Origin of the sequence: Halomonas sp. ML-15, from assembly GCF_014779595.1 — a bacterium.
GTDB lineage: Bacteria > Pseudomonadota > Gammaproteobacteria > Pseudomonadales > Halomonadaceae > Franzmannia.
The window spans coordinates 56,026-81,315 of the sequence record NZ_JACXZT010000002.1 but is presented as its reverse complement, the minus strand read 5'-3'; the positions used below and the strand labels follow the sequence as shown (position 1 = coordinate 81,315).

Below are 25,290 nucleotides of genomic sequence, written 5' to 3'. Positions count from 1 at the left end.
TCTCGTCGGTGTTGCAGGTCTCAGGGCGAGTATTGGCGCAGATTGATGCTCTGCTCGATATCGGTCAGCGCCTCGAGCTTCTCGGCCAGCGACTCGTTTTCCTCGGCCAGGCTGCGGCGCTCGCTTTCGCTGCGCTCGAGCCGGTTAGCCAGCGACCGTCGCCCCTCTACTTCATTGAGCCAGTAGCGCAGCAGCGGCTGCAGGTCACTGGGCGCAGCATGCAGGTCACCTTCCAGCAGCTCGGCCGCCTGGTTCCATTGACGCTCGCTGCCCCAGGCCAGCACCACTGCACGCTGCAGGTGCTGCTCGGGGGTGCTGCCCTGCAGCTGTTCGAGCTGTTCCTCGCGCCACTCACTGTCACCGCGCTGGGAGGCCAAACCGTAGGCCACCCAGGCGTCGACCAGGCATGTGCTCTCGACCAGGGTCGGGATCGGCTCGTTGCACTGGCGGGGCAGTTCCGCCTCAGGCTCTGCCTCGTCCTGCTGCATACCGGGTAACGACTCACATCCCACCAGCAGCGCTATCGCCGCCAGTGGCAACAGTGTTCGATAGTTCATGGTTCATTCGTTCCTTGCGTGATGACTCGCCGCCTCTGAGGGCAGCATCAAAGGCACCTTGCTTGCGGCCGTCCCTTCTGCCTCAGCATCTGCCCAGGGTAGTACCAGTCGGAAACAGACCGGCAGTTGACTCTCGTCCACCAGCGTCAGCTCTCCGTGCTGGGCGCGGGCACAGTCGGCGGCCACGGAGAGGCCAATCCCCGACCCTTTGAGCGGACCCTTGCGCCGGGCACGGCCCTGATAGAAAGCCTCGAACAGCCGCGGCCGGTCCTCTTCAGCAATCGGCTCACCGCTGTTGGCCACTTCGACAAACAGCCGTTCGCCACGGGTCCAGGCTCGGATGGCCAGCACCCCGCCATCTTCACCGTAGGCAATCGCATTAGACAGCAGATTGTCGATAATGCGCCCGGTGGCAATACGATCGGCCTGCCAGTCGAGGGGCTTGTCGAACCACTCGACGTGCATCTCCTTGTGCTCAAGGGCCAACTGATGCTTGGCGAGTAGCTCCTTGACCACGGTGGCAACGTCGAAGCGCGACACGTTGGTGCCCTTGTCATGCTGCAGCAGATTATAGTCGAGCAGCTGTTCGATCAGGGTCTGCAGCTCCTTACCGCTGCTGTCGATCAGCTCGAGGATCTCCAGTTGACGCGGCGTGATCTCACCGGCCACACCGTCGCTGAGCAGCGCGGTACCCTCACGCACACTGGCCAGCGGGGTCTTGAGCTCGTGGGACATATGGCGCAGGAACTGCTGCTTCTGCGCTTCGAGTTCGCGGAGCCGCGACGACAGCCAGTCGAGGCGGTCGCCGAGGCTGACCAGTTCGGCTGGCCCCTGGATCGTCTTGGGCGCCGCCGCCTTGCCGCTGTCTCCGAGCCCAAGGATGCGCCGCTCGAGCTGGCGGATCGGGCGAATGATCAACCAGGTGAACAGCAGCATCAGCATCAGGCTGGCCGAGACCAGCGCGGCGGTCTGCAGCCACAGCCGGGTCTGCACGCTGCTGGCCTGCTCGCGAATGGTGTCGATACGGGTGTCGATATGGCGATTGGTGGCACGCCGCACCGCCTCGGTGTTGGCGGCAAAGGGCACGAACGCAAACAGCTCTTCGCGGAAGTCTTCGATGGGTAGCTCGGGCATGCTGCGCAGCATCGACAGCTGGTCGAGTAGCGCCAGCATATGCGGGTCGTCGGGCAGCAGTCGGCGGTGTTGGTCGAGCAACTCACCGAACTCATCGACGCGTTCGAGATAGATCTCCATCAGGCCGTCTTGTTCGATCACCGCGTACTGTCGCGCGCTGCGCTCCATCTCCAGCGCCAGGCTGGAGAGCTCGCGGGCACGGCGCGTCTCCTCCACCGCCTGACGGGCGCTGACGTCGGCCAGGCGGGTGAGCTCGGAGAGCGCCTGGCCGGCATGGAACATCAGCACGCCGAGTGGCAGCATCACCACGATGAAAGCAAGCAGCACCAGCTGCAGCAGAGAGCGGGGGCGCCAGCGGCGCGAAACCTGGGTGGTCATGACCAAAGTTCTATGTAAAAGGAAAAGAGGTGGTGTCATGGCTGTTCCACACAGGATAACAGAATTGTCTGTTTTTACCGTCGAGCAAAAAAAGAGGGCCGGCAGAGCCGGCCCAAGTACGCAGGGAACTGAAGGGGTAGAGATTGAGATGCATTAGCCGCCTGGCCGGACAATCCATCATCACTCTCTATGAGCCCAAAGGCTCTGAAGCCGCGCGCCAGCATCCTCATGCCAGGGTGCCGCTGTCGCACTGCGAGTGGCGTGCCACTCGGCTTCGTTCTCGATATCGCTGCCTTCGGCAGCGCTATCCTGAATTCGATCCCCCCGAAGGGGGATGAGGCATCCATGCCGGGGCGTCCTTGCCCTTACGGTGCCATTCCTTGCCTAACCGGCGGCACCCCGTCTCATCGCAACCTAAGTCACACATCGCGTGGAGCAGACGCTGACCAGACCTGTCGAGCAAGTGGCACAGGGTGGTGATGCTTGCCCTGTCGGTCTGGCCTGGGAAGCGGATCGAGCCGTAATGATCCGATTCCCTTGCTCGCCCTACCTAGTTGCGACAGCCGTGCCAGAAAACGCTCACCACCTTTAAAATCAGCATGTTAAAGGCGACATAAAAGTGCCAACTCGCTAGCACGTGCGGAAAACCGCCAAACGCGGGGCAGATCGCAGACCATTCCGTCGCCGTTAGGCAACACAATAAAACCAGGAAAAGCTTTATTCATAAGAATCAATGAGTTAAATAGTTGCTTTTTAGCGACGCTCAACGCCGACTTGCCGCATTTCTGCGACAGGCCGGACAGACTGGGGAGCAGGCCTCCCCATGGGGCGAGCAGCTCTTAGCCAAGTGGCTTGAGCAGGATCTTGGATTTACGCGCATGGTTGTAGGCGTCGCGCTTGAGGGTCGGTAGCTCGCTAAGCTCGGCCAGACGAAAGCCGTGCTCGAAGAACCAGTGGGTGGTGTGGGTGGTCAACGCGAACAGCGAGGTCAGCCCCAGACGTCGAGCGCGACGCTCGGTCTCGGCCAGCAACAGTTCGCCCCGCGCGCCGCCTCGGTAGTCAGCGTGCACCGCCACGCAGGCCAGCTCGCCCATCTGCGCCTCGGCAAAGGCGTGCAGCGCCGCGCAGCCGATGATCATGCCATCGCGGTCGATCACCAGGTAGTCGTCGATCTCATGTTCGAGGCGCTCTCGGGAGCGCGCCACCAACATGCCGCGCCGCTCGAGGGGCTCGAGCAGCTCGAGCAGGCCGGCGATATCGCCCAGTTGCGCTGCACGCAGCTGCTCGTAGCGATGCTGAGTGATCATGGTGCCGATGCCATCGCGGGTGAACAGCTCACCGAGCAGGGCGTCGTGGTCGTGCCACGACAGCAGGTGAGTGCGCGCCACGCCGTAGCGCGCGGCGCGACAGGCCGCCGCCAGATGACGATCGAGTTCGCTACCCGGCTGCCAGTGATGGCGCAGCGGCTCGGCTTCGGACGGCGTCAGCTGGCGCTGCAGTGCGCCGCTCTCGTCGTGCAGACCATCGGCCTCGCCAAGCAGGATCAGCTTGTCGGCCTTGAGCGCCACCGCCGCCTGCTGGGCGACCTCCGAGGCATCCAGATCGAAGACCTCGCCGGTGCTGGAGAAGCCCAGCGGCGGCAGCAGCACCAGCGAGCCCTGCTCGAGCAGCGCCTGTATCGCCGAGGCGCGCACCCGACGCACCTCACCGCTATGGTCGAAGTCGACGCCCTCGCGCACCCCCAGCGGCTTGGCCATCACCAGGTTGCCGGAAACCGCCGTCAGCTCGACACCGTGCAGAGGGGTGTTGGGCAGCCCCAGGGAGAGCCGCGCCTCCAGCCATAGCCGCTGTTCGGCGGCCACCCGCTCGACGCAGGCCATGATGGCGTCGTTGGCGACCCAGCGTCCGTCGTAGCGCACCGGAGTAACCCCCGCCGCCTCCAGCGCAACATTCACCTGTGGGCGAATGCCGAACACCACCACCAGCCGCACCCCCAGGGTGTGCAGCAGCGCCAGGTCCTGAATCAGCTGCTCGCCTCGCCCCTGCGCCATGGCCTCGCCCTCGATCAGAATCACGAAGGTTCGGCCGCGGTGCGCATTGATATAGGGCGATGAATTGCGGAACCAGTCGACGAAGGGGAAACGAGTGTTCAAGGGCCGCGCTCCGGCAGCAGAGGAATGGAATCGGGTTGAGGCTCGATGATAGCAGAGCAGCGAAAAGCGCGGCACCACCACTCGACGCAAGACGGCCCGCACCAAGGGGCGGGCCGTCACTGGGCGCTAGGTCCTGGGCGCTGGGCGCCTAGCCAAAGATGCCCTTGAACATGAAGAAGAACATGATCGCCAGGCCGGCACCGGCCGGCAGGGTGATCAGCCACGACATCACGATGGTGCCGATCACCCGCAGGTTGAGCGCGGCGATGCCGCGTGCCAGGCCCACGCCGAGCACCGCGCCCACCAGGGTGTGGGTGGTGGAGATCGGCAGCCCGGTGCCCGAGGCCAGCACCACGGTGGTGGCAGCCGCCAGGGTCGCGGCAAAGCCACGGCTGGGGGTCAGCTCGGTAATCCCGGTGCCCACGGTGGCGATCACCTTGTGGCCATAGGTGACCAGGCCGAAGACGATACCGCCGCCGCCCAGGATCAGCACCCACCACGGCACCAGGGCCGCGCTGTCGATCACCCCGTCGCTCTGCACCACGCTGATGACGGCGGCCAGCGGGCCGACCGCATTGGCCACGTCGTTGGAGCCGTGGGCGAAGGCCATGGCGCAGGCGGTGAAGATCATCAGTACGCCGAACACCCGCTCCACGCCGGCATAGCCGAAATGGTCGTCGGCGGAGGGCTGAGAGGGATTGACGCGCCGTTCGAGCAGGAGGCCGAGTAACCCAAGAAACAGGCCGAACAGGGTCGCATACAGCAGACTCTGGCCGAAGCTGAGGTCGAGGCCGACGTGGGTCAGCCCCTTGGTCAGGGTCACCATGGCGACCACGAAACCGACCAGGAAGATGTACATCGGCACGTAGCGCTTGGCCGCCGCGAACGGGTCCTTGGCCTCGAAGATCAGGTACTGGACGGTCTTGAACAACATGAAAGCGATGCTGCCGGCCAGCAGCGGCGACACCACCCAGCTCGAGGCGATGGTGCCCACCTGGCCCCAGGCCACCGCCTCCACCCCCAGCCCCACGGCACCGAAACCGACGATGGCGCCAACGATGGAGTGGGTGGTCGACACCGGCCAGCCCCGCGCCGAGGCGATCATCAGCCAGATCGCCGCGGCCAGCAGCGCCGAGAGCATGCCATACACCAGCAGCTCGGGGTTGCCGTCGAGCAGGTCGGGATCGATCATCCCGCCACGGATGGTGGAGGTGACCTCGCCGCCGGCCAACCAGGCGCCGAGGAATTCGAAGATCACGGCAATGATGATCGCCTGCTTGATGGTGATCGCCTTGGAGCCCACCGAGGTGCCCATGGCATTGGCGACATCATTGGCCCCTACGCCCCAGGCCATGAAGAAGCCGAAGGCACACGCCAGGATGATAAAGATTTCACCGTGTTGCGCGATGATCAACATAGGGTCGGGTCCTATGTGGGTGTTAGGTAAGGTCTAGGCGGCTAGCGTAGGGAGCCAGGCCTCAGCGAGCGGTGAGAATCTGCAGGCGACTGCCGACGCGCTCGGCGCGGTCGGAGAGCTCACCGATCCAGTCGATGATCTTGTAGAGGAAGATCACGTCTACCGGCGGCAACTCGCTCTCGAGTTCGAACAGCAGGCGGCGAATCGCTACCTGCTGGTCGTCGGTCTGGTGCTCCAGATCGTGGAGGTCGCGGATCAGGCTCTGCATCACCTCGTTGACGTTGCGCCCGAAGCCCGACTCGAGCAGCTCCTTGAGCTCCTCCAGCGCCTTGCGCGCCTGGGCCACCGAGGCGATGGAGGTCACCAGATAGTCACGCATCGGCTGCGCCAAGGGCTGCGGCATGCGCATGCAGCGCCCCAGCATGATGCCGGTGATATCCCGCGCCTTATTGGCGATCTTGTCCTGGACGGCGATCAGGTCGAGCAGGTCGGAGCGCGACACCGGCAGGAACAGAGTGCTGGGCAGGTTGAGCCGCAGCTCGGTCTTGAGCTCGTCGGCCTGGTGCTCGAGGTCGGTGATCGCTTCGCGATGGCGGGCGGCGCCATCCCAGTCACCGGCGAGTGCCGCATCGTAGAATGGCAGCAGCTGGTCGGCACACTCATTGACCTTGACGATATGCGCCAGCAGCGGCTGGAATGGCGAACGACCAAACATCGCCGAAAACGGATTCGTGGTTACCATAGAGCGGTTTGCGCAGTTGGGAATGGCGGCGACAGTATAGAGACTGCCATTGCCAGCGTCATGAAAAATTCATCTTGCTGTCATCATCCAGGGGACATCGTCCATGAGCCAGGAAATCGAGCTCAAGCTCGCCGTCGACCACGCTGGCCTCACCGCCCTGCCCCGGCTTGCGCTGCTGGCCGCCGGGGCCGAGTCTCCGCGCAGCCTGACCAATACCTACTTCGACACTCCCGACGGTGACCTGGAGCGAGCGCGAGTCGCGCTGCGCATCCGCCGGGTCGATGGCCGCTGCCTGCAGACCCTGAAAACCAGCGGCGCCGGCAGCGGCGGACTCTCCCAGCGCGGCGAATGGGAGTGGCCCATCGACGGTCCCGAGCTGGATCTGGACGGACTCGCCGCCCTGCTGCCGATGCGCGACCTGGATGCCGCCACCCTCGGCGCTCTGACGCCGCGCTTTCGCACCGACTTCCAGCGCCGCACCTGGCAGCTCAGGCACCCCGACAGCCATATCGAGCTGGCCGTGGACGAGGGGGAGATCGTCGCCGCGGGGAGGCGCGCCGAGATTTGCGAGCTGGAACTGGAGCTCAAGGACGGCACGGTCGCCGCCCTGTGGCAGCTGGCCGAGAGCCTGGCGGAGCAGGTCGCGCTGCGCCCGGCCCAGGCCAGCAAGGCGGCGCGCGGCGCGGCGCTGGGTGCCAACCAGTGGGCGCTTCCCGAGGAGGAGGACTCGCCACGCGCCTGCTTCGACCGTGCCATGGCCGCCCTCGACGCCTACCGCGACAGTCGCCAGGCCAGTTTTATCGAGGCCGCTCACGCGTCGCTGGCCAGGCTTGCCGTCAGTGCCGATGATCGGGACACTCAAGACTTGGCCCGGCGCACCGTCCAGGGCCTCGATGCCCACGGTCGGCTCGACCTTGCCGGCGGCCAGGCCGCGCTGGCCCTCGCTCAGCGACTGGCCGACTGGCGGATCAGGAGGATCCCATGAACCCTGCTCTCAAGCCTGGTGGCGAAGGCCTGCGCACCCGGCTATTCCAGATTATCTTCGAGTCGGATACGCCGCTGGCCAAGGGCTTCGATATCGCGCTGATCACCGCCATCCTGGCCAGCGTGACAGTCTTGATGCTCGACAGCATCGAACACCTGAACGCCGCCTATGGCGGCCTGTTCTACTGGCTGGAGTGGGGCTTCACGCTGGCCTTCACCCTCGAGATGCTGCTGCGCATCTACTGCCTGGAGCGGCCGCAGCAGTACCTCAAGAGTTTCTATGGCGTGGTCGACCTGCTGGCGATCCTGCCCACCTGGCTGCTGCTGGTGGTGCCCGGCGCCCAGTCGCTGGTGATGATCCGCCTGCTGCGGGTGCTGCGGATCTTCCGCGTGCTGCGGCTGATGCAGTTCGTCGGCGAGGGCCGACTATTGGTCGAGGCGCTCAAGAACAGCTGGCACCAGATCATGCTGTTCCTGTTCGGGGTGCTGATGCTGGTGACGCTGTTCTCGGCGCTGATGTACGCCATCGAACCCCGGGAGGCCGGTTTTACCAGTATCCCTACCGCGATCTACTGGGGCATCGTCACCCTGACCACGGTGGGCTACGGCGACATCGTGCCGGTGACACCGCTCGGCCAGATCATCTCGACCCTGGTGATGCTGCTCGGCTACTCGATTATCGCCATTCCCACCGGGGTGTTCTCCGCCGAGGTGATTCGCTCGATCCGCGCCGACCGCTACTCCGACCAGGCCTGCCCGGGCTGTGGCCACGACCGCCATGAGCAGCGCGCCCGCTACTGCCTGCGCTGCGGCACCTGGCTCGACGAAGAGACCCCCGACCCCAACGCGCCGAAGGCTGACAACGACGACGCCCCCTCCACCGATCCGGCGTGAGGGGGCGTCGTGGCCTGCCTTATGCCTGCCGCTCAGCGCGGCAGGCGGCGGGGCTTACTCGGTTTCGAAGGGAGCATCCCACTCGTCGAGTTCGGCATCTTCCCAGGTGCCGTAGGTAGCGTTGGGGAACACGATCCAATCAAAGCCGAAGCGCTCGGCGTGCTCCTCGACCCGCTCATGCTGCTCCTCGAGGGGCACATCGCTGACGAAGTCTTCGGAGAAGTCGTGCAGGGTATCGCCCAGCTGCATGACCAAGGTGTAGTTGTCCTCGACGAACTCGCGGCGCTCCTGCTTGGGCGGCCCCAGCAGCAGCAGGGTATCGTCGGCGACCTGCGGCAGTCCAAGCGATTCGAGGGTGGCTAGGGAGTCCTGCTTGTTCTCCTCGTAGCGGTCCGAGACATAGTAGATGGCCACGCCCTGCTCATCGGCAAACTCGAGGAAGTCCATGGCGCCAGGGATCAAGCGCGGCGTACCTTCGCGCTCCCAGTGCAGCCAGGTATCCCAGACGGTGTAGTCGTGACACAGGTTCATGTCGCGCACCAGCAGCTCGGTATTGTCGATCACCGTCTCGTCGAGATCGGTGATGATCGCCAGGTTGGCACCGTCACCGTGGTCGGCGATCTGCTGCTCGAGACGCAGCGTGGCCAAGGCGAACCCCTGGCGCTGTAGGGCGGCAATTTCGGCCGACTGCTGCTGATAGCGCAGCCCCATCTTGTAGGCTTCCTGGGCGCACAGCGTCGCCTCATCGGCGTCGCCGTCGGCGCTGACATTGGCGGTATAGGCGGTAGCGGCCAGTGCGGCCAGCAAGGCAACAAGCGGCTTGTTGTTTGAGGTCATGTCTCACTCCTGTGTGGCGTCCGCCGAGGCGGATCCATTACAAAAAATTATCCAACCGTGGAGCGAGTAGCCTATTTTATTTTTATTGATCATTCAAATTAATAAAAACCATAGCATTTAGCATAAGCGCCTAACGACAGCGCCCGGCCAGCGAATCGCTGGCCGGGCGCAGATAACCGCTCAAGGGCGTCTAGCTCTGGAAGGGGGCCGGGTCGCCGCGCCCTTCGCGCACGATCACCGGCGGCAGGTCGCGCAGGTCGACCACGGTGGTCGGCTCCAGGTGGCAGGCGCCGCCGTCGATGATCAGGTCGAGGTGGGCACCGAAGCGCTCGCGAATCTCCTCGGGGTCGGTCATCGGCAGATCCTCGCCGACCGGAATCAGGGTCACGCTCATCAGCGGCTCACCGAGGGCCGCGAGCAGCGCGTGGGTAATGCGATGATCCGGTACCCGCACGCCGATCGAACGCCGCTTGGGGTGCAGCAGCAGCCGAGGTACTTCCGAGGTGGCGTTGAGGATGAAGGTGTATGGGCCCGGCGTATGGGTCTTGAGCAGGCGGAACACCGCGTTGTCAACCTTGGCGTAGGTACCGATCTCCGACAGGTCCGAGCACACCAGGGTGAAGTTGTGCTTGTCGTCCAGCGAGCGCAGCCACTTGATCTTCTCGATCGCCTTCTTGTCACCGAGATGGCAACCCAGCGCATAGCCGGAGTCGGTGGGATAGGCGGCCACCCCGCCCTGGCGAATGAGGGTCACCGCCTGATCGATCAGGCGCTTCTGGGGATTGTCCGGGTGGAGTTGGAAAAACTGGGTCATGGCATGACTCCTTGTCGCATTTATTTCAGCGTAACAGGCCGGCCGGCAAACTCAGGCCGCCGCAAAGGCGGCCAGCGCCGGGTGCGCCCACACCGGCCTGACCGCGCTGCGCGGCGCCGGGCTCATGGTGCCCGGGGCCAGCGCCCCGCCGGGGAAGTGAAAGTCGCTGCCCAGCGACGCGTAAAGGCCACGCTCATCGAGCTGACGCGCCAGGTCGCGGGTGGCATCCGCGTTCTGGTAGCCGCTGATCAGCTCGGCGGCTTCACCGCCGGCGGCAGTAAAATCGTCGAGTAGCAGACCGCGCTTACGCCGCGTGGTGCCATAGCGTAGCGGATGGGCCAGCACCGCCACCCCGCCGGCATCGCGAATCCACTCCACCGCGGTGGAGATAAACGGCCAGTGGGCCTTGACGTCGCCGGGCTTGCCGCTGCCCAGATGCTTCTTGAAGGCGGTCTTGATATCCGGCGTAATGCCGGCGGCCACCAGCGCCCGGGCGAAGTCAGGACGGCCCAGTGGGCGAGGGCTACCGGCCTGCTCGCGGGCGCGGGCCAGGGCATCGTCGAGGCCCAGCTTCTCGAGGCGGCGGGCGATCTCCTCGGCACGCGACTCGCGGGCCGCCGCCTGGGCCACCAGTCCCGCCTCGAGGCTACCGCACACGCCCTGGGGCAGCAGCGCCACGATGTGGATATTCATGCCACGCCACTGGGTCGAGAGCTCGGTGGCCGGCAGCACGCGCAGCCCTAGCGCCTTGGCCGCCTGCTCGGCCTCGGCCACGCCGGCCACGGTGTCGTGGTCGGTGAGGGCCAGGCGGCTCAGGCCGCGCTGCTGGCACAGCGCCACCAGCTCGCCAGGCGGCAAGGCGCCGTCCGAGGCGGTAGAGTGCATATGCAGATCGATGCCACCAGCGTCTTCCAGGGCAGCCGGCAGAGGAGTGAGTAGAGTCATCGGCATGACGCCGAGAGGCGTCTTTGTCAGAATAGGAGTGACAATGGTGCGCGCCGCGCGCCAGAGGGTCAATCACTACTCAAGGAAGCCCTGAGATGCTCTATGCGATCATCAGTGAAGACGTGAAGAACAGCCTCGAGCGGCGCATGGCGGCTCGCCCCGACCATCTGGCCCGCCTCGAGAAGCTGCGCGACGAGGGCCGCCTGATCCTCGCCGGCCCGCACCCGGCGGTGGACAGCGAGACCCCCGGCGACGCCGGTTTCAGCGGTAGCCTGGTGGTAGCCGAGTTCGACGATCAGGCCGCCGCCCAGTCGTGGGCCGACGCCGACCCCTATGTGATTGCCGGGGTCTACGCCAAGGTCACGGTCAAGCCGTTCAAGAAAGTCCTGCCTTAACGCAACCTTAGGTTTTCCACAGCCGTTATATGCACAGTGGCTGTGGAAAACTCTGTTAGTAGCACGCGGACGCCTTTGGGCAAGCGCCATGAGACGCCGCTCGGGGCAAGTTGATCAATTTTTAACCAGCTCACTCTTTTGGGAGTCTGTCAGTGACCGACCGCCTCCGCGACGGCCTCGCGCCCCTGGAAACCGCCCGCCTCGACTGGCAGCGCGATGATGGTGACCTGGAGACGCCCCACTCACTGACTTTCGGTGACGTCTATTTTTCGCGCCAGGACGGCCGCGCCGAAACCGAGCATGTGTTTATCGATGGCAACGATCTGCCGCGGCGCTTTCGCGAGTGGCGCGAGGCGCGCCCCTTCGTGATTGGCGAGACCGGGTTCGGCACCGGCCTCAACCTGCTCTGCGCCTGGGCCTGCTTTCGCCGCCATGCGACCCCCGAGGCGCGTCTGCATCTGGTTTCCACCGAGAAGTACCCACTGACCCGCGACGATCTGACCCGCGCGCTGGCCGCCTGGCCCGAGCTCGCCGACGCCGCCGCCCGCCTGGCGGCCCAGTGGCCCGAGCCGGTGGCCGGGGTGCACCGCCTGTGGCTCGACCAGAAGGTCACCCTGGATCTGCACTTCGGCGACAGCGCCGAGTGCCTGGCGGCCCTCGACGGCCGCGTCGATGCCTGGTTCCTCGACGGCTTCGCACCGTCGAAGAACCCGCAGATGTGGCAGCCGGCGCTGTTCGAGGCCATCGCCTGCCATAGCCGACCCGGGGCCACCTTCGCCACCTTCACCTGCGCCGGGGTGGTCAAGCGCGGGCTCAAGGCCGTCGGCTTCCAGTGGCGCAAGGTGCCGGGCTTCGGCCGCAAGCGCGAGATGCTGTCCGGCGAAATCGAAACGCCTGCCGAGGATAGCGCGCGCCACGCCACGCCCTGGTTTACCCCGCCGGCGCCGGCGCCGCGCCCCGCGCAGCACGTCGCGGTAATCGGCGCCGGGCTGGCCGGCGCCAGCGTGGCCCATGCCCTGGCCCGGCGCGGCGTAACGGTCACCCTGCTCGACCGCGAGGCGCCCGGCGCTGGCGCGTCGGGCAACGCCCAGGGGGCGCTGTATATCAAGCTGGCGGTCGCGCCCAATGCCCATAGCCGGCTCTACCTGGCCGGGCTGCTGCACAGCCGCCGCTGGCTAGACGTCGTCGATCCCGAGGGTGCGCTGTGGCAGCAGAGCGGCGTGCTGCAGCTGGCCAACACCCCCGACGAGGCCGAGCGCCAGGCGCGCTTCCTGACGCACTATGCGCTGCCCGGCAGCGTGGTAGAGGGCATCGACGCCGCCACCCTGGCCAGCCGCAGCGGCCTGCCACCCCAGGCGTTCACTGCCGAGCATGCCCTCGACTATCCGACGGCGGGCTGGGTGCGGCCCCAGGCGCTCTGCCAACGCCTCGCCGCCAGCTCCGGGGTGCGCTTTCAGCACGGCGAGGTGGAGACGTTGACGCCAGCCCGAGATGGCTGGCGGCTGGCACTGGCCGATGGCGGCACCCTCGACGCTGACCAGGTGGTGGTCGCCACCGCCCAGCTGTCCAATCGCTTCGCGCAGACCGCCGACCTGCCGCTGCAGCCGATCCGCGGTCAGGTCAGCCAGGTCCGCCTGCCCGAGGGGGTGCCGGCGCCCACTCGGGTGATCTGCGCCGGGGGCTATGTGCCGCCGCCCGCGGATGGAGTACTGACCTTCGGCGCCACCTTCGCGCCCCATGACGAGAGCGACGAAACGCGGGAGGCGGACCACGCCGCCAACCTGTCCGAGCTGGCGCGCACCCTGCCCGGCTACGTCGAGGCGCTGCGCGCCGCCGGGGCCGAGCTCGATCCGGCGCGGATGGTCGGGCGCGCCGCGGTACGCGCGGCAAGCCCCGACAAGAGCCCCTACGCCGGCCCGGCTCCCGATGCTACGGCCTGGCGCCACGACTACGCCGCCTTATCCAAGGACGCCAAGCGCATCGCGGCGATCCCCGGTGCGCATCATGCCGGCCTGTGGATCAGCACCGCCCACGGCTCGCGGGGGCTGGCCAGCGCACCGCTGTGCGCTGAGCTGATCGCCTCGAGGATCTGCGATGAGCCGCTACCGCTGCCCGTGGCCCTGGTCGACCAGTTGCATCCGGGGCGGCGGTTGATCCGCGAACTGATCCGCCTTACTCGCCACTGAGTGCCCGCAGCGCCTGCGGATCGAGGCAGCGGTAGCTGAACGCCGGGCGCCCCACCTGGCCGTAATGGAACGACTCCTCGAGCACCTCCCGTTCGGTCAGGTGCTTGAGGTATTTGCGCAGCGATACCCGCGACATGCCGGTCATCGGGGCCAGTTCCTCGGTGGCGAAGGCGGCGTCGCCGAGGTTCAGGATGGCCTGGGCGACCTGCGCCAGGGTCGGCGCAGTCAGGCCCTTGGGCAAGCCATCCGGACGGCGCGGCACCGGGGGCGGTGAGGGCTGAAACAGGCGGTCGAGATCGCGCTGCTCGACCTGCGCCGGGAGCTGCTGCAGCGAACGGCGATTAGCGATGCAGGTCACCACCGCATCGCGAAAGCGCTCAAACTCGAAGGGCTTGATCAGAAAGTCGCGCACGCCGAGCTGACGCGCGCTGCGCACGGTCTCGAGCTCCGACGCGGCGGTGATCAGAATCACGTCGATATCGCGGCCCTGGCGCTGCAGCTGGCGAACGATCTCCAGTCCGCTGCGCTCGCGCAGATAGACATCCAGCAGCAGCAGATCCACCGGCTGCTGCTCGAGCACCTCCAGGGCGGTGGGCACGTCGAGACACTGCGCCGCCAGGGTGACGTCGTCCAGGCGGTTGAGGTACTCGAGATTGAGGCGCATGACCATCGGGTCGTCCTCGACGATCAGCACCCGGATTGGTTCACTCATGCCGGTATCTCCTGCAGCGGTAGGCTGGCTTCGGCCAGGGTGCCCTGGCCAGGGTGGCTATACAGCGACAGCGTGCCGCCGTGGGCCTCGAGTCGCGCCTTGGCCAGTGCCAGGCCGAGGCCGCGCGCCTCGCCCTTGGTCGAGACCCCGCGAATACATACTCGAGAGAGCAGCGCCGGCGCGATACCCGGCCCGCTATCCTGCACTTCGATGGTCAGCACCTCCTCGTCCACCGCCAGCAGCAGCGAAACGTCGCGCCTCTCTGCATCGACCAGCGCCTCGAAGGCGTTCTCGAGCAGATTGCCGATCACCGTGACCAGGGTGTGACTCAAGGCTGAGTCGGCAAACACCGGGATATCGCTGCCCGCCTCGACGCGCAAGCTAATGCCGCGCTCCTGGGCCTCGCTGCGCTTGCCGAGCAGGAAGCCCGCCAGCACCGGATCGCGCAGCCGCTCATCGGGCAGCGGCGCCACCAGGGGACCGGAGGCGAGCTCGCGCAGATAGCGGCGCAGCGCCTCGAGATCGCCTAGCTGAGTCAGCCCGGTGATCACGTGCAGGGTGTTCTTGACCTCGTGAGTCGAGGCGCGCAGCGCCTCGGCGTAGCGGCGCACCCCGGTCAGTTGCTCGGCAAGGCGGTCCACCTCGCCCTTGTCTCGGAAGGTCGCCACGGCGCCGATCAGGCGCTGGCGATGATAGACCGGGAGTCGATTGACGATCAGCGGTTGGCCGTGAAGGGTGACCTCCTGATCCAGCGCCGGCTGGCCAGTGGCCAGCACCTCGAGCAGAGCACCGGACGGCAGATAGTCGTCCAGGGCGGTGCCCGGCTGCGGCGCCGGCAGCCCAGCCCGCTCGAGCAGCCGCTGCGCCGCGGCGTTGGCCAGGGTAATGCGGGCGTGCTGATCCACCGCCAGGATCCCCTCATGCACCGATGACAGCAGCGCCTGACGCTCTTCGACCAGCCGCGCGATCTGGTGCGGCTCGAGGCCCAGCAGCGTGCGCTTGAGGTAGCGCGCCAGGCCTCCCGCCGCCACGCCGGCCGCCACCACCAGCGCCAGCACCGACATCAGAATCCGCCGCCGATGCTCCTCCAGGGTTGGCAGGAGTGCCGCCAGGGTAACGCCCACGGCCACGGCGCCGACCACCTCCTGATCGGCGCCGCGCACCGGCGCGAAGCCGCGAATGCTGGTCCCCAGCGTGCCCTCGGCGCGGGAGGCGTAGCGCTCACCGGCCAGCGCCGGGCCTTCGTCGTCGCCCTGAAAGGGCTCGTCGATCCGCGCCGGTTCTGGGTGAGTCAGACGCCGCGACTGGCGGTCCATGACCACGATAAAGTCCACCCCCAGCGAACGCCGCAGGCCGTCGATCTCCTCCTGGAGCGTCGCGTCAAGGCGCCCTGGTTGCCGCAGCGCATCGCCCACACTGGCCTTGGCGGCCACCACCTCGGCCAGGTCCATGACCCGGGTGGCATGGGCCTGCTCCAGCGCGCTGCGCTGCTGGGCCATGAACAGCCACAGCGCCAACCCCAGGGTCACCGCGACCATCGCCACCGCGAGTAGCGAGATCAACAGGTAGAGCGGCAGCCGGCGAGGCGACGTTGGGTGATTCAACACTGGGGGGTATCGCTCCTGTGGTGTTCGACCTTGGTGGAATTTTCAGCCGCGGGGGGCTGTGCCGTCGACCCCTCGCTTACTTTCAATAGTGTCAAAACGCTTTGTTAACTTTGCAAAACTTGGCTGCCGGGACAGCCGGCTTATGCTCGCTCACCATCGACCCGTTACCCCGAGCAGGAGGAGACGCATGAGCCACGCCAACGACGCGACGACCGAGTTCGTCAATCCCCGGCATAGCCTGCCGCGCATCGCCGGCATGCCGCTGACGGCCTTCGGCCTGTTGACCGCCGTGCTGGTGACCGCGATCTACACCGACAACCTGCCCGCCGGGATGATTGGCGGCCTGCTGGTGATGATGGTGTTCGGCGAGCTGCTCGGTTTTATCGGTGACCGCCTGCCCATCGTGCGCAGCTATCTCGGCGGCGGCGCCATTCTGGCGATCTTCGGCGCCGCCGCCTTGATGTATTTCCCGGTGCTGCCGGACGCCGTGGGCGAGACCATCACCACCTTCATGCAGGGCGGCGACTTCCTCAATTTCTATATTGCCGCGCTGATCACCGGCAGCATCCTGGGCATGGATGCCGGCTCGCTGGTCAAGATCGGCACCCGCTATTTCGTGCCGATCATCGGGGCCGTGCTGGGCGCGGCGCTGCTAGCGGGCCTGATCGGCAGTCTGGTCGGTTTCACCATCGCCGATGCGGTACTGGTGATTACCCTACCGATCCTGGGCGGCGGCATGGGCGCCGGCGCGGTACCCATGAGCCAGATCTACGAGCAGATGCTCGGCCAGCCGGCCAGCTACTACATCTCGCTGCTGGTGCCGGCGTTGGCGCTGGGCAACGTCTTCGCCATCGTCTTCGCCAGCCTGCTGGCCAAGCTCGGTGAGCGCTATCCGTCGCTGTCCGGCGATGGCCAGATCATGCCGGGAGTCAAGATCGAAGAGCGTCAACAGACCCTCGACCTGGCCAGCATGGGCACCGGCGTGATGGTGGCACTGGGCTTCTATATCGGCGGCCAGGTGCTCGCCGATCTGATCCCGCTGCACCCCTATGCGTTGATGATCGTCGCCGTGGCACTGTTCAAGATCCTTGGCCTGGTGCCCCAGTCGCTGGCCGATGCTGCCACCCAGTGGTACGGCTTCGTGGCACGCAACTGGACCTTTGCGCTGCTGTTCGGCATCGGCGTTGCCTATACCGACCTGGGCACCGTGATCGAGGCGCTGACCCCCGCCTATGTGCTGATCGTCTTCGCGGTGGTGGCCGGGGCGGCCCTGGGCGCCGGCCTGCTGGGCAAGCTGGTCGGCTTCTACCCCATCGAGTCGGCGATCACCGCCGGGCTGTGCATGGCCAATATGGGCGGCACCGGCGACGTGGCGGTGCTCTCCGCGGCGCGGCGCATGCGCCTGATGCCCTTCGCCCAGATCTCATCGCGCCTGGGTGGCGCACTGATTCTGCTGATCTCGGGATTGGGCCTGCCGCTGCTGTTCAACTAGGCGCGGTTCGAACACCCCCGCCTGCTTCAGGCCCTGTCGTAACGGCAGGGCCTGTTTTTTTGCTGGCCGCTCAGAGGGTGTCTACAAAAGGCCGAGCGCAGTAATTTGTAGACACCCTCTCAGTCTTCCTCATCATCGGCCAGATCCCGCCCAAAGGCGCGCCACTGGGCCAGCGTCATCACCTCGGTGGTCTCGGTCTGCAGGTCATGGGCGATCAGCAGCTCGCCGCGCTCCAGCTGCTGCTTGAGCTGAGCCGTCCAGCCGCGCATGCCGTCGCCGGAGGTGTCGGTGGTGTCGTAGCCCTGGCGCGTCACGAAGGCCTCGAGCAGGGCGTCGAGGGTCTCGCCGGGCAGCATGCCGTGGGGCACTTCCACGAAACGTCCGCTCATGGGGCACTCTCCTCGTCTGTCGGGTGGCTGTCACCGGCTTCCCAGCGCGTCAGCCGCGCCAGCAGTTCGGCTTCGTCGATCACCGTCACTCCCAGCTCCTCGGCCTTGGCCAGCTTGCTGCCGGCGCCGGGCCCGGCCACCACACAGGCGGTCTTCTTGGAGACGCTGCCGGCGACCTTGGCGCCCAGCGCCTGGAGCCGCGCCTTGCCCTCGTCACGGGTCAGGGTCTCCAGGGTGCCGGTGAGCACCCAGGTCTCGCCAGCCAGCGGCTGGGGGCGCGCGACGACCTCCTGCTCCTCCCAGGTCAGCCCGCAGCTGAGCAGGTCTTCGATGATCTCGCGGTTATGCGGCTCGCGGAAGAAGCCGTGAGCATGCGCGGCAACGATGGGTCCCACATCGTCCACCGCCTCGAGATCGCTCTGCTCAGCGGCCATCAGCGCCTGCAGGGTACCGAAGTGGCGGGCCAGATTGCTGGCGGTAGCCTCGCCCACTTCGCGGATGCCCAGCGCATAGATAAAGCGCGGCAGCGTGGTCTGCTTGGCCTTCTCCAGTGCCGCCACCAGGTTTTCGGAGGACTTCTGCGCCATGCGCGGCAGCTCGGCGAGCCGCTCGGCGTCGAGGCGGAACAGGTCGGCGGGCGTCGTGACCCAGTCGCGCTCGATCAGCTGGTCGATCAGTTTCTCGCCCAGGCCGTCGATATCCAGCGCGCGGCGCGAGGCGAAGTGCTTGAGCGCCTCTTTGCGCTGGGCGGCGCAGTAGAGCCCGCCGCTGCAGCGTGCCGCCACCTCGCCCTCGACCCGCTCGATGGCCGAGTCGCATACCGGGCAGCGCTCGGGAAAGACGATCTCGCGGGCGTCCGCCGGGCGCTGATCCTCGAGCACCCTTACCACTTGGGGAATCACGTCACCGGCACGGCGTATGCTCACGGTGTCGCCGATCATCACCCCCAGCCGGGCGATCTCATCGGCGTTGTGGAGGGTGGCGTTGGAGACCGTGACCCCGGCAACGGTGACCGGCTCGAGGCGCGCCACCGGGGTGATGGCCCCGGTGCGGCCGACCTGGAACTCGACGTCGTTGAGCCGCGTGGTCTGCTCCTGGGCGGGAAACTTGTAGGCCACCGCCCAGCGCGGCGCACGGGCCACGAAGCCCAGCTCGCGCTGCAGGCGCAGGTCATCGACCTTGATCACCACGCCGTCGATATCGTAACCGAGCGCGTCACGCTTCTCGCCCAGCCACCGGCAGTAGTCGATCAGCCCCTGGCTGCCGGTGACGGTGGTCAGCTCGCGGCTGGTGCGGAAACCGAGAGCGCCGAGGCGTTTCATAAGCGCGCTGTGGGTGGCATCGCCGAGGTCCGGTTCGATGCGCGCCACCTGGTAGGCGGTAAACTCCAGCGGCCGGGTGCGGGTAATCGCCGGGTCGAGCTGGCGCAGGCTGCCGGCGGCGGCGTTACGCGGATTGGCGAACACCTTGCCCTCCTCGCTGCGCGCCTTGTCGTTCATCGCCTCGAAGTCGGTGTGGCGCATGGTGACCTCGCCGCGCACTTCCAGCAGCTCGGGCCATGCTTCGCCGCGCAGCTTCAAGGGGATCGACTTCAGGGTCTTGAGGTTGGAGGTAATGCCCTCGCCGGTGCGGCCATCGCCGCGGGTGGCACCGAAGGCCAGCTCACCGCGCTCGTAGACCAGTGATACCGCGGCGCCGTCGAGCTTGGGCTCGCAGCAGAAGGTCAGCTGCTCGCCGTCGCGCTCGAGTCGGTCGCCGACGCGTTTGACGAAGGCGCGCAGTTCGTCGTCGTCGAAGGCGTTGCCCAGCGATAGCATCGGCACCGCGTGTTCCACCTCGGGGAAACCCTCGGCGGGTGCCGCGCCGACCCGCTGTGTCGGCGAGTCAGTGGTCACCTGGTCGGGATATCGATCCTCGAGGGTCTGCAGGCGGCGCAGCTGGCGGTCGTAGTCCGCATCGCTGATGGCCGGGTCGTCGAGGACATAGTAGCGGTAGTTGGCGTCGTCGAGCTCGCGGCGCAGGCGCTGGATCTCATCGAGGACGGTCGGGTCGGGCTGGGTCATTGAATCAGAGGTCTCGGTGCAGAGAGTAGGCCTCGAAGCGCGAGGCCAAATCAGTGCCGCCTAGCTTACCAAAACAACAACCCCCAGTGGGATGCACCGGGGGTTGTTGGCTTTCCGCTAGGCGCTGGGCCTTGGGTGCTAATTCGCCTGGTAGCGATGCAGCCGGTGGCGGCGCTCGAACTCCTGGACTCGCTGACGGGCGAATTCGACGGTCTGGGCGGTCATCACGCTGTGATTCTCGTCTTTCAGCTCGCCACCGAGGTGGCGCACGATCACCATCGCGGTCTCGACCATCGCTTCGAAGGCGGCGGCGGTGTCCACCGCGCCCGGCAGCGGCATCAGCAGGGTGACGCCAGGGGTGCGGAACTCGTCCATGGCATCCAGCGGGAAGGTGCCGGGCTTGACCACGTTGACCATCGAGAACTGCAGTTCGCTTTCGCTGTCTTCGGTTTCGAAGCGGTTGAAGATACCCATGTCGCTGCTGTAGCGCAGGCCACAGGCCAGCATCAGATCAAGCAGCGCCGAACCGCTGAAGCCCTCCTCATCCCGCGACATGATGCTGATGACGATGACTTCTTCGGCATGGCTCAGGGTATCGCGGGCGTGTTCGACGTTGACGTCGTGACGCAGCGCTTTCTCGACCACCGGATGCGATGTCACCACCGGTTCGCGTTCGCCAGCGGGCCGCGACTCGTACACCGAGTCGTCCACCGGACGCTGCACGCTAGCGGCCTCGGACGTCGCCGGGTCGGCATAGCGGCTATCGACGTGATGCAGACGGCTCGGCGCAAACAGCGGATCGTCCTGATCCTGAGCGTCGATCGACTGCTGTTCACGCAGCGCCTCCTGGCGCGCCGCTTCCTGCTCGCGTTCGGCGGCCAGCTTGGCGGCTTTCTCGGCTTCGGCCTGCTTGCGGCGGCTGGCCTCGCGGGCCTGCTTCTCGGCCTTGAGACGCGCCTTCTCGAGCTTGTCCTTCTTGCGCTGCTCCTTGCGCGCGGCCAGGGATTGCTTCATCGAGGAGCCGAAACGCTGCATCGAGGCCCCAACCTGAGAGGAGCGCTCCTTGAACGAGTCGGTCATGCCCTCGAGGTCGACCAGCCGGTAGCGCTCGGTATCGAGGAGCTCGTCGTGATCTTCGGGATCGGCGGCCAGCGGCTCGCTGGAGGCCTGCGGTTCATCGTCGCTATCCAGCGCCGAGAGCGTAGGCTCGGTGCGTGCCGTCTCCTGGGTGCGCGGCGGCGAATCTCCGGTGGTCGCAGCGTCGCCCGCCTGTGCCTCCTCGGTGCGGGACGCTGGTTCGGTGCGGGACGCTGGTGCCGATGCCGGGCCGGCTTCAGCCGCTGCGCCTGCGGTCGTCTCAGGCGCAGGGGCTGCAGTCTCAGGCGCTGGAGATGACGTCTCAGGCGCAGCAACAGGTCGCTCGTCACGGCCCTCCGCAGCGCGGGGGACTTCAGTGGTCTTTGCCGTCGGCACATCAGCCGAGGCTGCAGTGGCGGATGAGGCGCCACTGGAAGACGCACTGCGCGACTTGTCACGCCACTCCGCCAGCACACGCGAGGCGCCCGGATGCTCCTGGCGCCTCAGCTTGGGTTTGGGTGCTACCTGCTCCGACGCAGCAGGGCGAATCACCCGGGCACCGCCGTTAGGCAACTCCCAGTTGATCTCGGCCGCTTTGGCCGCATCGTCGAGATCCATGTCGACCCGCTGGGTACCATTCGTCGGTCGTGTATCGACCTGGTCCAGTCGGGGCACGCGACGCTGACGCTGAAGGCGACGCACACCGTCGATAACGATGATGGTCACCAGGGCCAGCCCCAGGATGATCAGCCACTCTCTTAGTTCCATGGGTCATCTTGCCTGTTTGCTAAGGCGCCATGCCTGATAAGTTGTTCGACAACAGCATAGCGCGATTACCAAAAAAAGGGCCACTTTTTTTGAATGTCAAGCTTGTCAATCACACTTGGCGAATGATAAATCGCCAGGTGATGGCGCCCAATGCAAATGCCCTGCGTCTATCCTTGACCTTCATCATGTTTCTTCCTTGTTAACGCGTTTGCTGTTGTGGTGCAAGTGGTTCAGGCTTCTGCCAGCTCCGCGGCCTCTTCGACCCCCACGGAAACCAGCCGCGATACCCCCGGCTCCTGCATGGTCACCCCCATCAAGCGTTCGGCGGCCTCCATGGCGATCTTGTTGTGGGTGATATATATGAACTGTACGGTCTCAGACATCTCTTTGACCAGCGCCGCATAACGACCCACATTGGCGTCATCGAGTGGCGCATCCACTTCATCAAGCATACAGAAGGGTGCCGGATTGAGTTGGAAGATAGCAAATACCAGTGACAATGCAGTCAGGGCTTTTTCTCCCCCAGACAGCAAATGAATGGTGCTGTTCTTCTTACCCGGCGGTCTTGCCATGATCGCCACCCCGGTCTCCAGCAAATCCTCTCCGGTAAGCGTCAACCATGCGGTTCCACCACCGAAGACCTTGGGGAAAAGCGTCTGTAGACCGGCATCGACCTGATCGAAGGTTTTCTTGAAGCGGGTACGGGTCTCCTGGTCGATCTTGCGAATCGCCCGATCCAGGGTCTCCAGCGCCTCGCTGAGCTCGGCGTGCTGGGCCTCCAGGTAGTCACGCCGCTCGGCCTGCTGATCGTACTCCTCGATGGCGGCGAGGTTGATGGCCCCTAGCCGGCGGACCTTCTCGGCGATGCCTTCCAACTGCGCCTGCCAGGCCGATTCGGTGGCCTCGGGATCGAGCTGTTCGGCCAGCGCCGCGGCATCGTGGTTCAGTTCACCGAGCTGCTCGTCCTGGGCATCGGCCTTGAGCTTCAGCGCCTGGACCTGCAGCCGCGCCTCCTGCAGCCGCTCGCGCACCCCTTCCAGGTTGCGCTCGTGGGTCTGGCGCTCGAGTTCATCCTTGCGCAGCCGCTCGCTCAACTCGGCGGCCTGGTCGCGGCAGGCGTTGAGCGCCTGCTCATGGCGCTCGCGCTGCTCGAACAGCTCTTCGAGGCGCTCGCGTTCGATATCCTCGGGTTCATGCAGGGCTTCGCGGCTGGCGCTCAGCTCGGCGTATTTCTCTTCCAGGCGGGCACGGCTCTCCTGGCCGCGTTCGCGCTGCTGAAGAAGCCCGGCGCGCTCAGTCGACAGGCGTTGCAGGTCAAGCGCCAGCAGCTGACGGCGCTCGCTCAACGGCCGCTGACGCACCCGCAGCGCCTGTAACGCTTCGCCGGCATCGCGCCGCTCGCGCTCCAGCTGCTCGCGGGTGACACCGCTGGCCTCCAGCCGCGTCATGGCCTGCTGCCAGGTCTCGCGGGCCTCCTCGAGCTCCAGTGCGCGCGCCTCGCGGCGCTCCGCCAGGCTGGCCAGCTCGGCGTCGAGCTCTCGGCTGCGAGCGTCGAGGTGGTCGAGCCGGGTGCCGAGATTGGCTTCCTCGAGGGCCAACTGTTGACGCCGCCGCTGCAGCTCGGCCTCCGGCTCTCGGCTGGCCTCGAGTGCTGCCTCGGCTTCACGACTGGCCTCGCGAGAGGCGTCCACCCGTGCATCGAGGTCGGTGAGCTGCGCGTTGAGTCGCTCCAGTTCGGCGGCGACTTCGTCACGCCGTCGGCGGCTGACCAGCAGGCTATCGGCGTGCTGCTGGCCGGCGCGGCGACGCGCCCAGCCGCGGCCCAGCCATAGCCCATCGCGGGTAATCAGGCTCTGTCCCGGGGCCAGTTCCGCGCGACGCTGCCACGCCTCACTGGCCGACTCGGCGGTGAGGATGTCGCCCAGCAGCGCCTGGCAGGCGCCCGCCCCGCTGACCCGGGCGGCCAGGCTATCCGCTGAGGCTTGCTGCTCGCCGCTGGCCGCATCGAGCAGCGCCAGCTCGCCGCCAGCAAGGCCGTCGAGCACCGCCTGGGCGGCGGGCAGCTCGACCAGGCGGGCGTTGAGCCAGGGCGCCAGCACCCAGGAGACCGCGTCCTCCCAGCCGGCGCTGACCTCTAGCCGCTCACCCAGCTGCGGCGCCTCGCCCAGGCCGTGTTCGTCGAGGTGCTGGGTCAGTGAAGCGTTGGCGTCGACCAGCGCCGCCTCGATCAGCGCCTCCAGCGAGGCCAGCTCGCCCTGGCGCTGGCTGCGCTGTTGACGCAGCGTCTCGCGCTGCGCTTCATCCTGCTCGCGGCGCTGGCGGGCTTCGTCGCGACGCGCCAGCTGGGCGTCACGCTGCTCGGCCAGCGCCTGCTGCTCGAGATCCAGCTCGGCAAGCCGTTCGGCGAGCTGCTCGCGCTGTTCGCGCAGTTCGCCGGCGTCGGGCAGCTCATCGCGCTGCTGCTGACGCCGCTGGCGCTCCTGAATCAAGGATTCGAGGCCACGCTCGAGGCCGGTGATACGCTCCTGGGCGCGCTCGGCGTCGCGGCTGGCGTCGCGATGGCCGTCGTTGAAGGTCTCCCAGCGTTCGCTGGCTTGCTGCTGGCGCTGTTCGGCCTCCTCGAGGGCCGCTTCGAGCTCTTCCAGCTGTTCGGCGACCGCCTCCTGGTCCGGCCCAAGCGCCGCCAGCTGTTCATCGAGCTCGGCCAGGCGCAGGGCATCGGCCTCGCCGAGCCGATCGAGCTCGGCGAGCTCACTGCGGGTGCTCTCCAGGTCGCGGGCCAGCTGCTGGTCGCGGGAGCGTGCATGCTCGAGCTGCTGCTCGAGGCGGGCGATGGCCGCGGTGGTTTCATAGAAACGCGCCTGGCAGCCCTCCAGGCGCTCGTTGAGGCCATCGTGCTCGAGTCGCGCCTCCTCGAGGCGCGACTCGCACTGGCGGGCACCGAGCAGCTCGCGCTCCACGGCGGTCTCCAGGTCGCGCACCCGGGCCTCTTGCTCGCCCTGGTCGGCGCGCAGGGCACGCGCACGCAGCAGCGCCAGCTCGCCCTTGAGGCGGTGCTCCTGCTGCTTGAGGGTCTGGTAGCGCTTGGCCGCCTCGGCCTGACGCCGGAGGCGCTCGAGCTGCTTGTCGAGCTCTTCGCGAATGTCGTCGAGACGTTCCAGGTTCTCCTGGGTGCGTCGCATGCGGTTCTCGGTCTCGCGGCGGCGCTCCTTGTACTTGGAGATCCCCGCGGCCTCTTCGAGGGTGGCGCGCAGATCGTCGGGGCGCGCTTCGATCAGTCGCGAGATCATGCCCTGGCCGATGATGGCGTAGGAGCGCGGCCCCAGGCCGGTGCCCATGAACAGGTCGGCGATATCGCGGCGGCGACACTTCTGGCCGTTGAAGAAGTAGCTCGACTGGGCGTCCCGGGTGACCACCCGCTTGACGGCGATCTCGGCGTACTGGGCGTACATGCCGCCCATGCTGCCGTCGCGGTTGTCGAACAGCAGCTCGATGGAGGCCTGCCCCACCGGCTTGCGACCGGTGGAGCCGTTGAAGATGACGTCGGTCATCGACTCGCCGCGCAGGGTCTTGGCCGAGGATTCGCCCATGACCCAGCGCACCGCGTCGATGACGTTGGACTTGCCGCAACCGTTGGGCCCGACGATGGCGGTCATATTGCCGTCAAAGGGCACCGTCACCGGGTCGACGAAGGACTTGAAGCCGACCAGTTTGATCGAGGTGAGGCGCATGGCGGCAGTCGGCCT

At 66.6% G+C, this 25,290-nt stretch carries 19 protein-coding genes; 5 read left to right on the top strand and 14 right to left on the bottom strand.

All coding sequences use genetic code 11. From position 1 onward, the window contains the following. Nucleotides 1-20: 20 nt before the first annotated feature. The 5 genes from IEI94_RS02060 to IEI94_RS02040 form a co-directional block, all read right to left on the bottom strand. Entirely contained in the window at nucleotides 21-557 is a 537-nt protein-coding gene (locus IEI94_RS02060) for a hypothetical protein (RefSeq protein ID WP_191165096.1), read from the bottom strand. A 3-nt stretch (nucleotides 558-560) separates the two neighbouring features. Then, on the bottom strand, nucleotides 561-2,069 hold the full coding sequence (locus IEI94_RS02055; protein WP_191165094.1) for a sensor histidine kinase: 1,509 nt from the start codon (nucleotides 2,067-2,069) through the stop codon (nucleotides 561-563). A gap of 839 nt (nucleotides 2,070-2,908) precedes the next feature. Next, complete coding sequence (gene argA, locus IEI94_RS02050; RefSeq protein WP_191165092.1) at nucleotides 2,909-4,222, bottom strand: amino-acid N-acetyltransferase; 1,314 nt, start codon at nucleotides 4,220-4,222, stop codon at nucleotides 2,909-2,911. A 148-nt stretch (nucleotides 4,223-4,370) separates the two neighbouring features. Next, nucleotides 4,371-5,639 (bottom strand): inorganic phosphate transporter, encoded by a 1,269-nt coding sequence (locus IEI94_RS02045; protein WP_191165090.1) that lies wholly within the window; start codon nucleotides 5,637-5,639, stop codon nucleotides 4,371-4,373. A gap of 61 nt (nucleotides 5,640-5,700) precedes the next feature. Continuing rightward, the gene (locus IEI94_RS02040) at nucleotides 5,701-6,381 is read right to left on the bottom strand and encodes a TIGR00153 family protein (RefSeq protein ID WP_191165089.1); all 681 of its coding nucleotides are present in this window, start codon (nucleotides 6,379-6,381) and stop codon (nucleotides 5,701-5,703) included. A gap of 103 nt (nucleotides 6,382-6,484) precedes the next feature. On the opposite strand from IEI94_RS02040, the gene IEI94_RS02035 reads away from it, so the two are divergent. Beyond that, the gene (locus tag IEI94_RS02035; RefSeq protein WP_191165087.1) at nucleotides 6,485-7,366 is read left to right on the top strand and encodes a CYTH domain-containing protein; all 882 of its coding nucleotides are present in this window, start codon (nucleotides 6,485-6,487) and stop codon (nucleotides 7,364-7,366) included. Continuing rightward, nucleotides 7,363-8,259, top strand: a complete 897-nt coding sequence (locus tag IEI94_RS02030) for an ion transporter (protein WP_191165085.1) — start codon at nucleotides 7,363-7,365, stop codon at nucleotides 8,257-8,259. The genes IEI94_RS02035 and IEI94_RS02030 overlap by 4 nt, the downstream gene beginning before the upstream one ends. A gap of 54 nt (nucleotides 8,260-8,313) precedes the next feature. Here IEI94_RS02030 and IEI94_RS02025 read toward each other — a convergent pair whose 3' ends face one another. The 3 genes from IEI94_RS02025 to IEI94_RS02015 form a co-directional block, all read right to left on the bottom strand. After that, the gene (locus IEI94_RS02025; RefSeq protein ID WP_191165083.1) at nucleotides 8,314-9,096 is read right to left on the bottom strand and encodes a 5'-nucleotidase, lipoprotein e(P4) family; all 783 of its coding nucleotides are present in this window, start codon (nucleotides 9,094-9,096) and stop codon (nucleotides 8,314-8,316) included. A gap of 190 nt (nucleotides 9,097-9,286) precedes the next feature. Further along, complete coding sequence (locus tag IEI94_RS02020) at nucleotides 9,287-9,910, bottom strand: L-threonylcarbamoyladenylate synthase (RefSeq protein ID WP_191165081.1); 624 nt, start codon at nucleotides 9,908-9,910, stop codon at nucleotides 9,287-9,289. Between the two features lie 51 nt (nucleotides 9,911-9,961). Next, nucleotides 9,962-10,855, bottom strand: coding sequence for a PHP domain-containing protein (locus IEI94_RS02015; protein ID WP_191165079.1), 894 nt, complete (start codon nucleotides 10,853-10,855; stop codon nucleotides 9,962-9,964). A 95-nt stretch (nucleotides 10,856-10,950) separates the two neighbouring features. On the opposite strand from IEI94_RS02015, the gene IEI94_RS02010 reads away from it, so the two are divergent. Both IEI94_RS02010 and mnmC read left to right on the top strand, forming a co-directional pair. Further along, a complete protein-coding gene (locus tag IEI94_RS02010; protein ID WP_191165077.1) occupies nucleotides 10,951-11,250 on the top strand; it encodes a YciI family protein in 300 nt (99 codons plus the stop codon). A gap of 146 nt (nucleotides 11,251-11,396) precedes the next feature. Next, nucleotides 11,397-13,436 carry a bifunctional tRNA (5-methylaminomethyl-2-thiouridine)(34)-methyltransferase MnmD/FAD-dependent 5-carboxymethylaminomethyl-2-thiouridine(34) oxidoreductase MnmC gene (gene mnmC / locus IEI94_RS02005; RefSeq protein ID WP_191165648.1) on the top strand — a complete coding sequence of 680 codons (2,040 nt, stop codon included), beginning with the start codon at nucleotides 11,397-11,399 and terminating at the stop codon, nucleotides 13,434-13,436. On the opposite strand, the gene IEI94_RS02000 is transcribed toward mnmC, so the two are convergent. After that, nucleotides 13,423-14,148 (bottom strand): response regulator, encoded by a 726-nt coding sequence (locus IEI94_RS02000; RefSeq protein ID WP_191165075.1) that lies wholly within the window; start codon nucleotides 14,146-14,148, stop codon nucleotides 13,423-13,425. The two genes, mnmC and IEI94_RS02000, sit on opposite strands and share 14 nt — an antisense overlap. Next, on the bottom strand, nucleotides 14,145-15,755 hold the full coding sequence (locus IEI94_RS01995; RefSeq protein ID WP_318153344.1) for an ATP-binding protein: 1,611 nt from the start codon (nucleotides 15,753-15,755) through the stop codon (nucleotides 14,145-14,147). The genes IEI94_RS02000 and IEI94_RS01995 overlap by 4 nt, the downstream gene beginning before the upstream one ends. Nucleotides 15,756-15,942: 187 nt before the next feature. Here IEI94_RS01995 and IEI94_RS01990 point away from each other — a divergent pair, with 187 nt between their 5' ends. After that, the gene (locus IEI94_RS01990; RefSeq protein ID WP_191165073.1) at nucleotides 15,943-17,247 is read left to right on the top strand and encodes a 2-hydroxycarboxylate transporter family protein; all 1,305 of its coding nucleotides are present in this window, start codon (nucleotides 15,943-15,945) and stop codon (nucleotides 17,245-17,247) included. A gap of 119 nt (nucleotides 17,248-17,366) precedes the next feature. Here the strand turns inward: IEI94_RS01990 and IEI94_RS01985 are convergent, their stop codons facing one another. The 4 genes from IEI94_RS01985 to smc form a co-directional block, all read right to left on the bottom strand. Next, nucleotides 17,367-17,636, bottom strand: a complete 270-nt coding sequence (locus IEI94_RS01985; protein WP_191165071.1) for a YheU family protein — start codon at nucleotides 17,634-17,636, stop codon at nucleotides 17,367-17,369. Further along, nucleotides 17,633-19,699 carry an NAD-dependent DNA ligase LigA gene (gene ligA, locus IEI94_RS01980; RefSeq protein WP_191165069.1) on the bottom strand — a complete coding sequence of 689 codons (2,067 nt, stop codon included), beginning with the start codon at nucleotides 19,697-19,699 and terminating at the stop codon, nucleotides 17,633-17,635. Before ligA ends, IEI94_RS01985 begins: the two co-directional genes overlap by 4 nt. Nucleotides 19,700-19,837: 138 nt before the next feature. Further along, nucleotides 19,838-21,544, bottom strand: a complete 1,707-nt coding sequence (zipA, locus tag IEI94_RS01975; RefSeq protein WP_191165067.1) for a cell division protein ZipA — start codon at nucleotides 21,542-21,544, stop codon at nucleotides 19,838-19,840. A 230-nt stretch (nucleotides 21,545-21,774) separates the two neighbouring features. Next, nucleotides 21,775-25,275: a chromosome segregation protein SMC gene (gene smc / locus IEI94_RS01970; protein WP_191165065.1), complete on the bottom strand. Its 3,501-nt coding sequence runs from the start codon at nucleotides 25,273-25,275 to the stop codon at nucleotides 21,775-21,777. Nucleotides 25,276-25,290: the final 15 nt, after the last annotated feature.

Coding starts and splice junctions, on each gene's coding strand:
- IEI94_RS02045 (WP_191165090.1), bottom strand. CDS start 5,639: ATGTTGATCATCGCGCAACACGGTGAAATCTTTATCATCCTGGCGTGT.
- IEI94_RS01985 (WP_191165071.1), bottom strand. CDS start 17,636: ATGAGCGGACGTTTCGTGGAAGTGCCCCACGGCATGCTGCCCGGCGAG.
- smc (WP_191165065.1), bottom strand. CDS start 25,275: ATGCGCCTCACCTCGATCAAACTGGTCGGCTTCAAGTCCTTCGTCGAC.
- IEI94_RS02000 (WP_191165075.1), bottom strand. CDS start 14,148: ATGAGTGAACCAATCCGGGTGCTGATCGTCGAGGACGACCCGATGGTC.
- ligA (WP_191165069.1), bottom strand. CDS start 19,699: ATGACCCAGCCCGACCCGACCGTCCTCGATGAGATCCAGCGCCTGCGC.
- IEI94_RS01990 (WP_191165073.1), top strand. CDS start 15,943: ATGAGCCACGCCAACGACGCGACGACCGAGTTCGTCAATCCCCGGCAT.
- IEI94_RS02030 (WP_191165085.1), top strand. CDS start 7,363: ATGAACCCTGCTCTCAAGCCTGGTGGCGAAGGCCTGCGCACCCGGCTA.
- IEI94_RS02035 (WP_191165087.1), top strand. CDS start 6,485: ATGAGCCAGGAAATCGAGCTCAAGCTCGCCGTCGACCACGCTGGCCTC.
- IEI94_RS02060 (WP_191165096.1), bottom strand. CDS start 557: ATGAACTATCGAACACTGTTGCCACTGGCGGCGATAGCGCTGCTGGTG.
- IEI94_RS02040 (WP_191165089.1), bottom strand. CDS start 6,381: ATGGTAACCACGAATCCGTTTTCGGCGATGTTTGGTCGTTCGCCATTC.
- IEI94_RS02020 (WP_191165081.1), bottom strand. CDS start 9,910: ATGACCCAGTTTTTCCAACTCCACCCGGACAATCCCCAGAAGCGCCTG.
- IEI94_RS02010 (WP_191165077.1), top strand. CDS start 10,951: ATGCTCTATGCGATCATCAGTGAAGACGTGAAGAACAGCCTCGAGCGG.
- IEI94_RS02015 (WP_191165079.1), bottom strand. CDS start 10,855: ATGACTCTACTCACTCCTCTGCCGGCTGCCCTGGAAGACGCTGGTGGC.
- IEI94_RS02025 (WP_191165083.1), bottom strand. CDS start 9,096: ATGACCTCAAACAACAAGCCGCTTGTTGCCTTGCTGGCCGCACTGGCC.
- IEI94_RS02055 (WP_191165094.1), bottom strand. CDS start 2,069: ATGACCACCCAGGTTTCGCGCCGCTGGCGCCCCCGCTCTCTGCTGCAG.
- zipA (WP_191165067.1), bottom strand. CDS start 21,544: ATGGAACTAAGAGAGTGGCTGATCATCCTGGGGCTGGCCCTGGTGACC.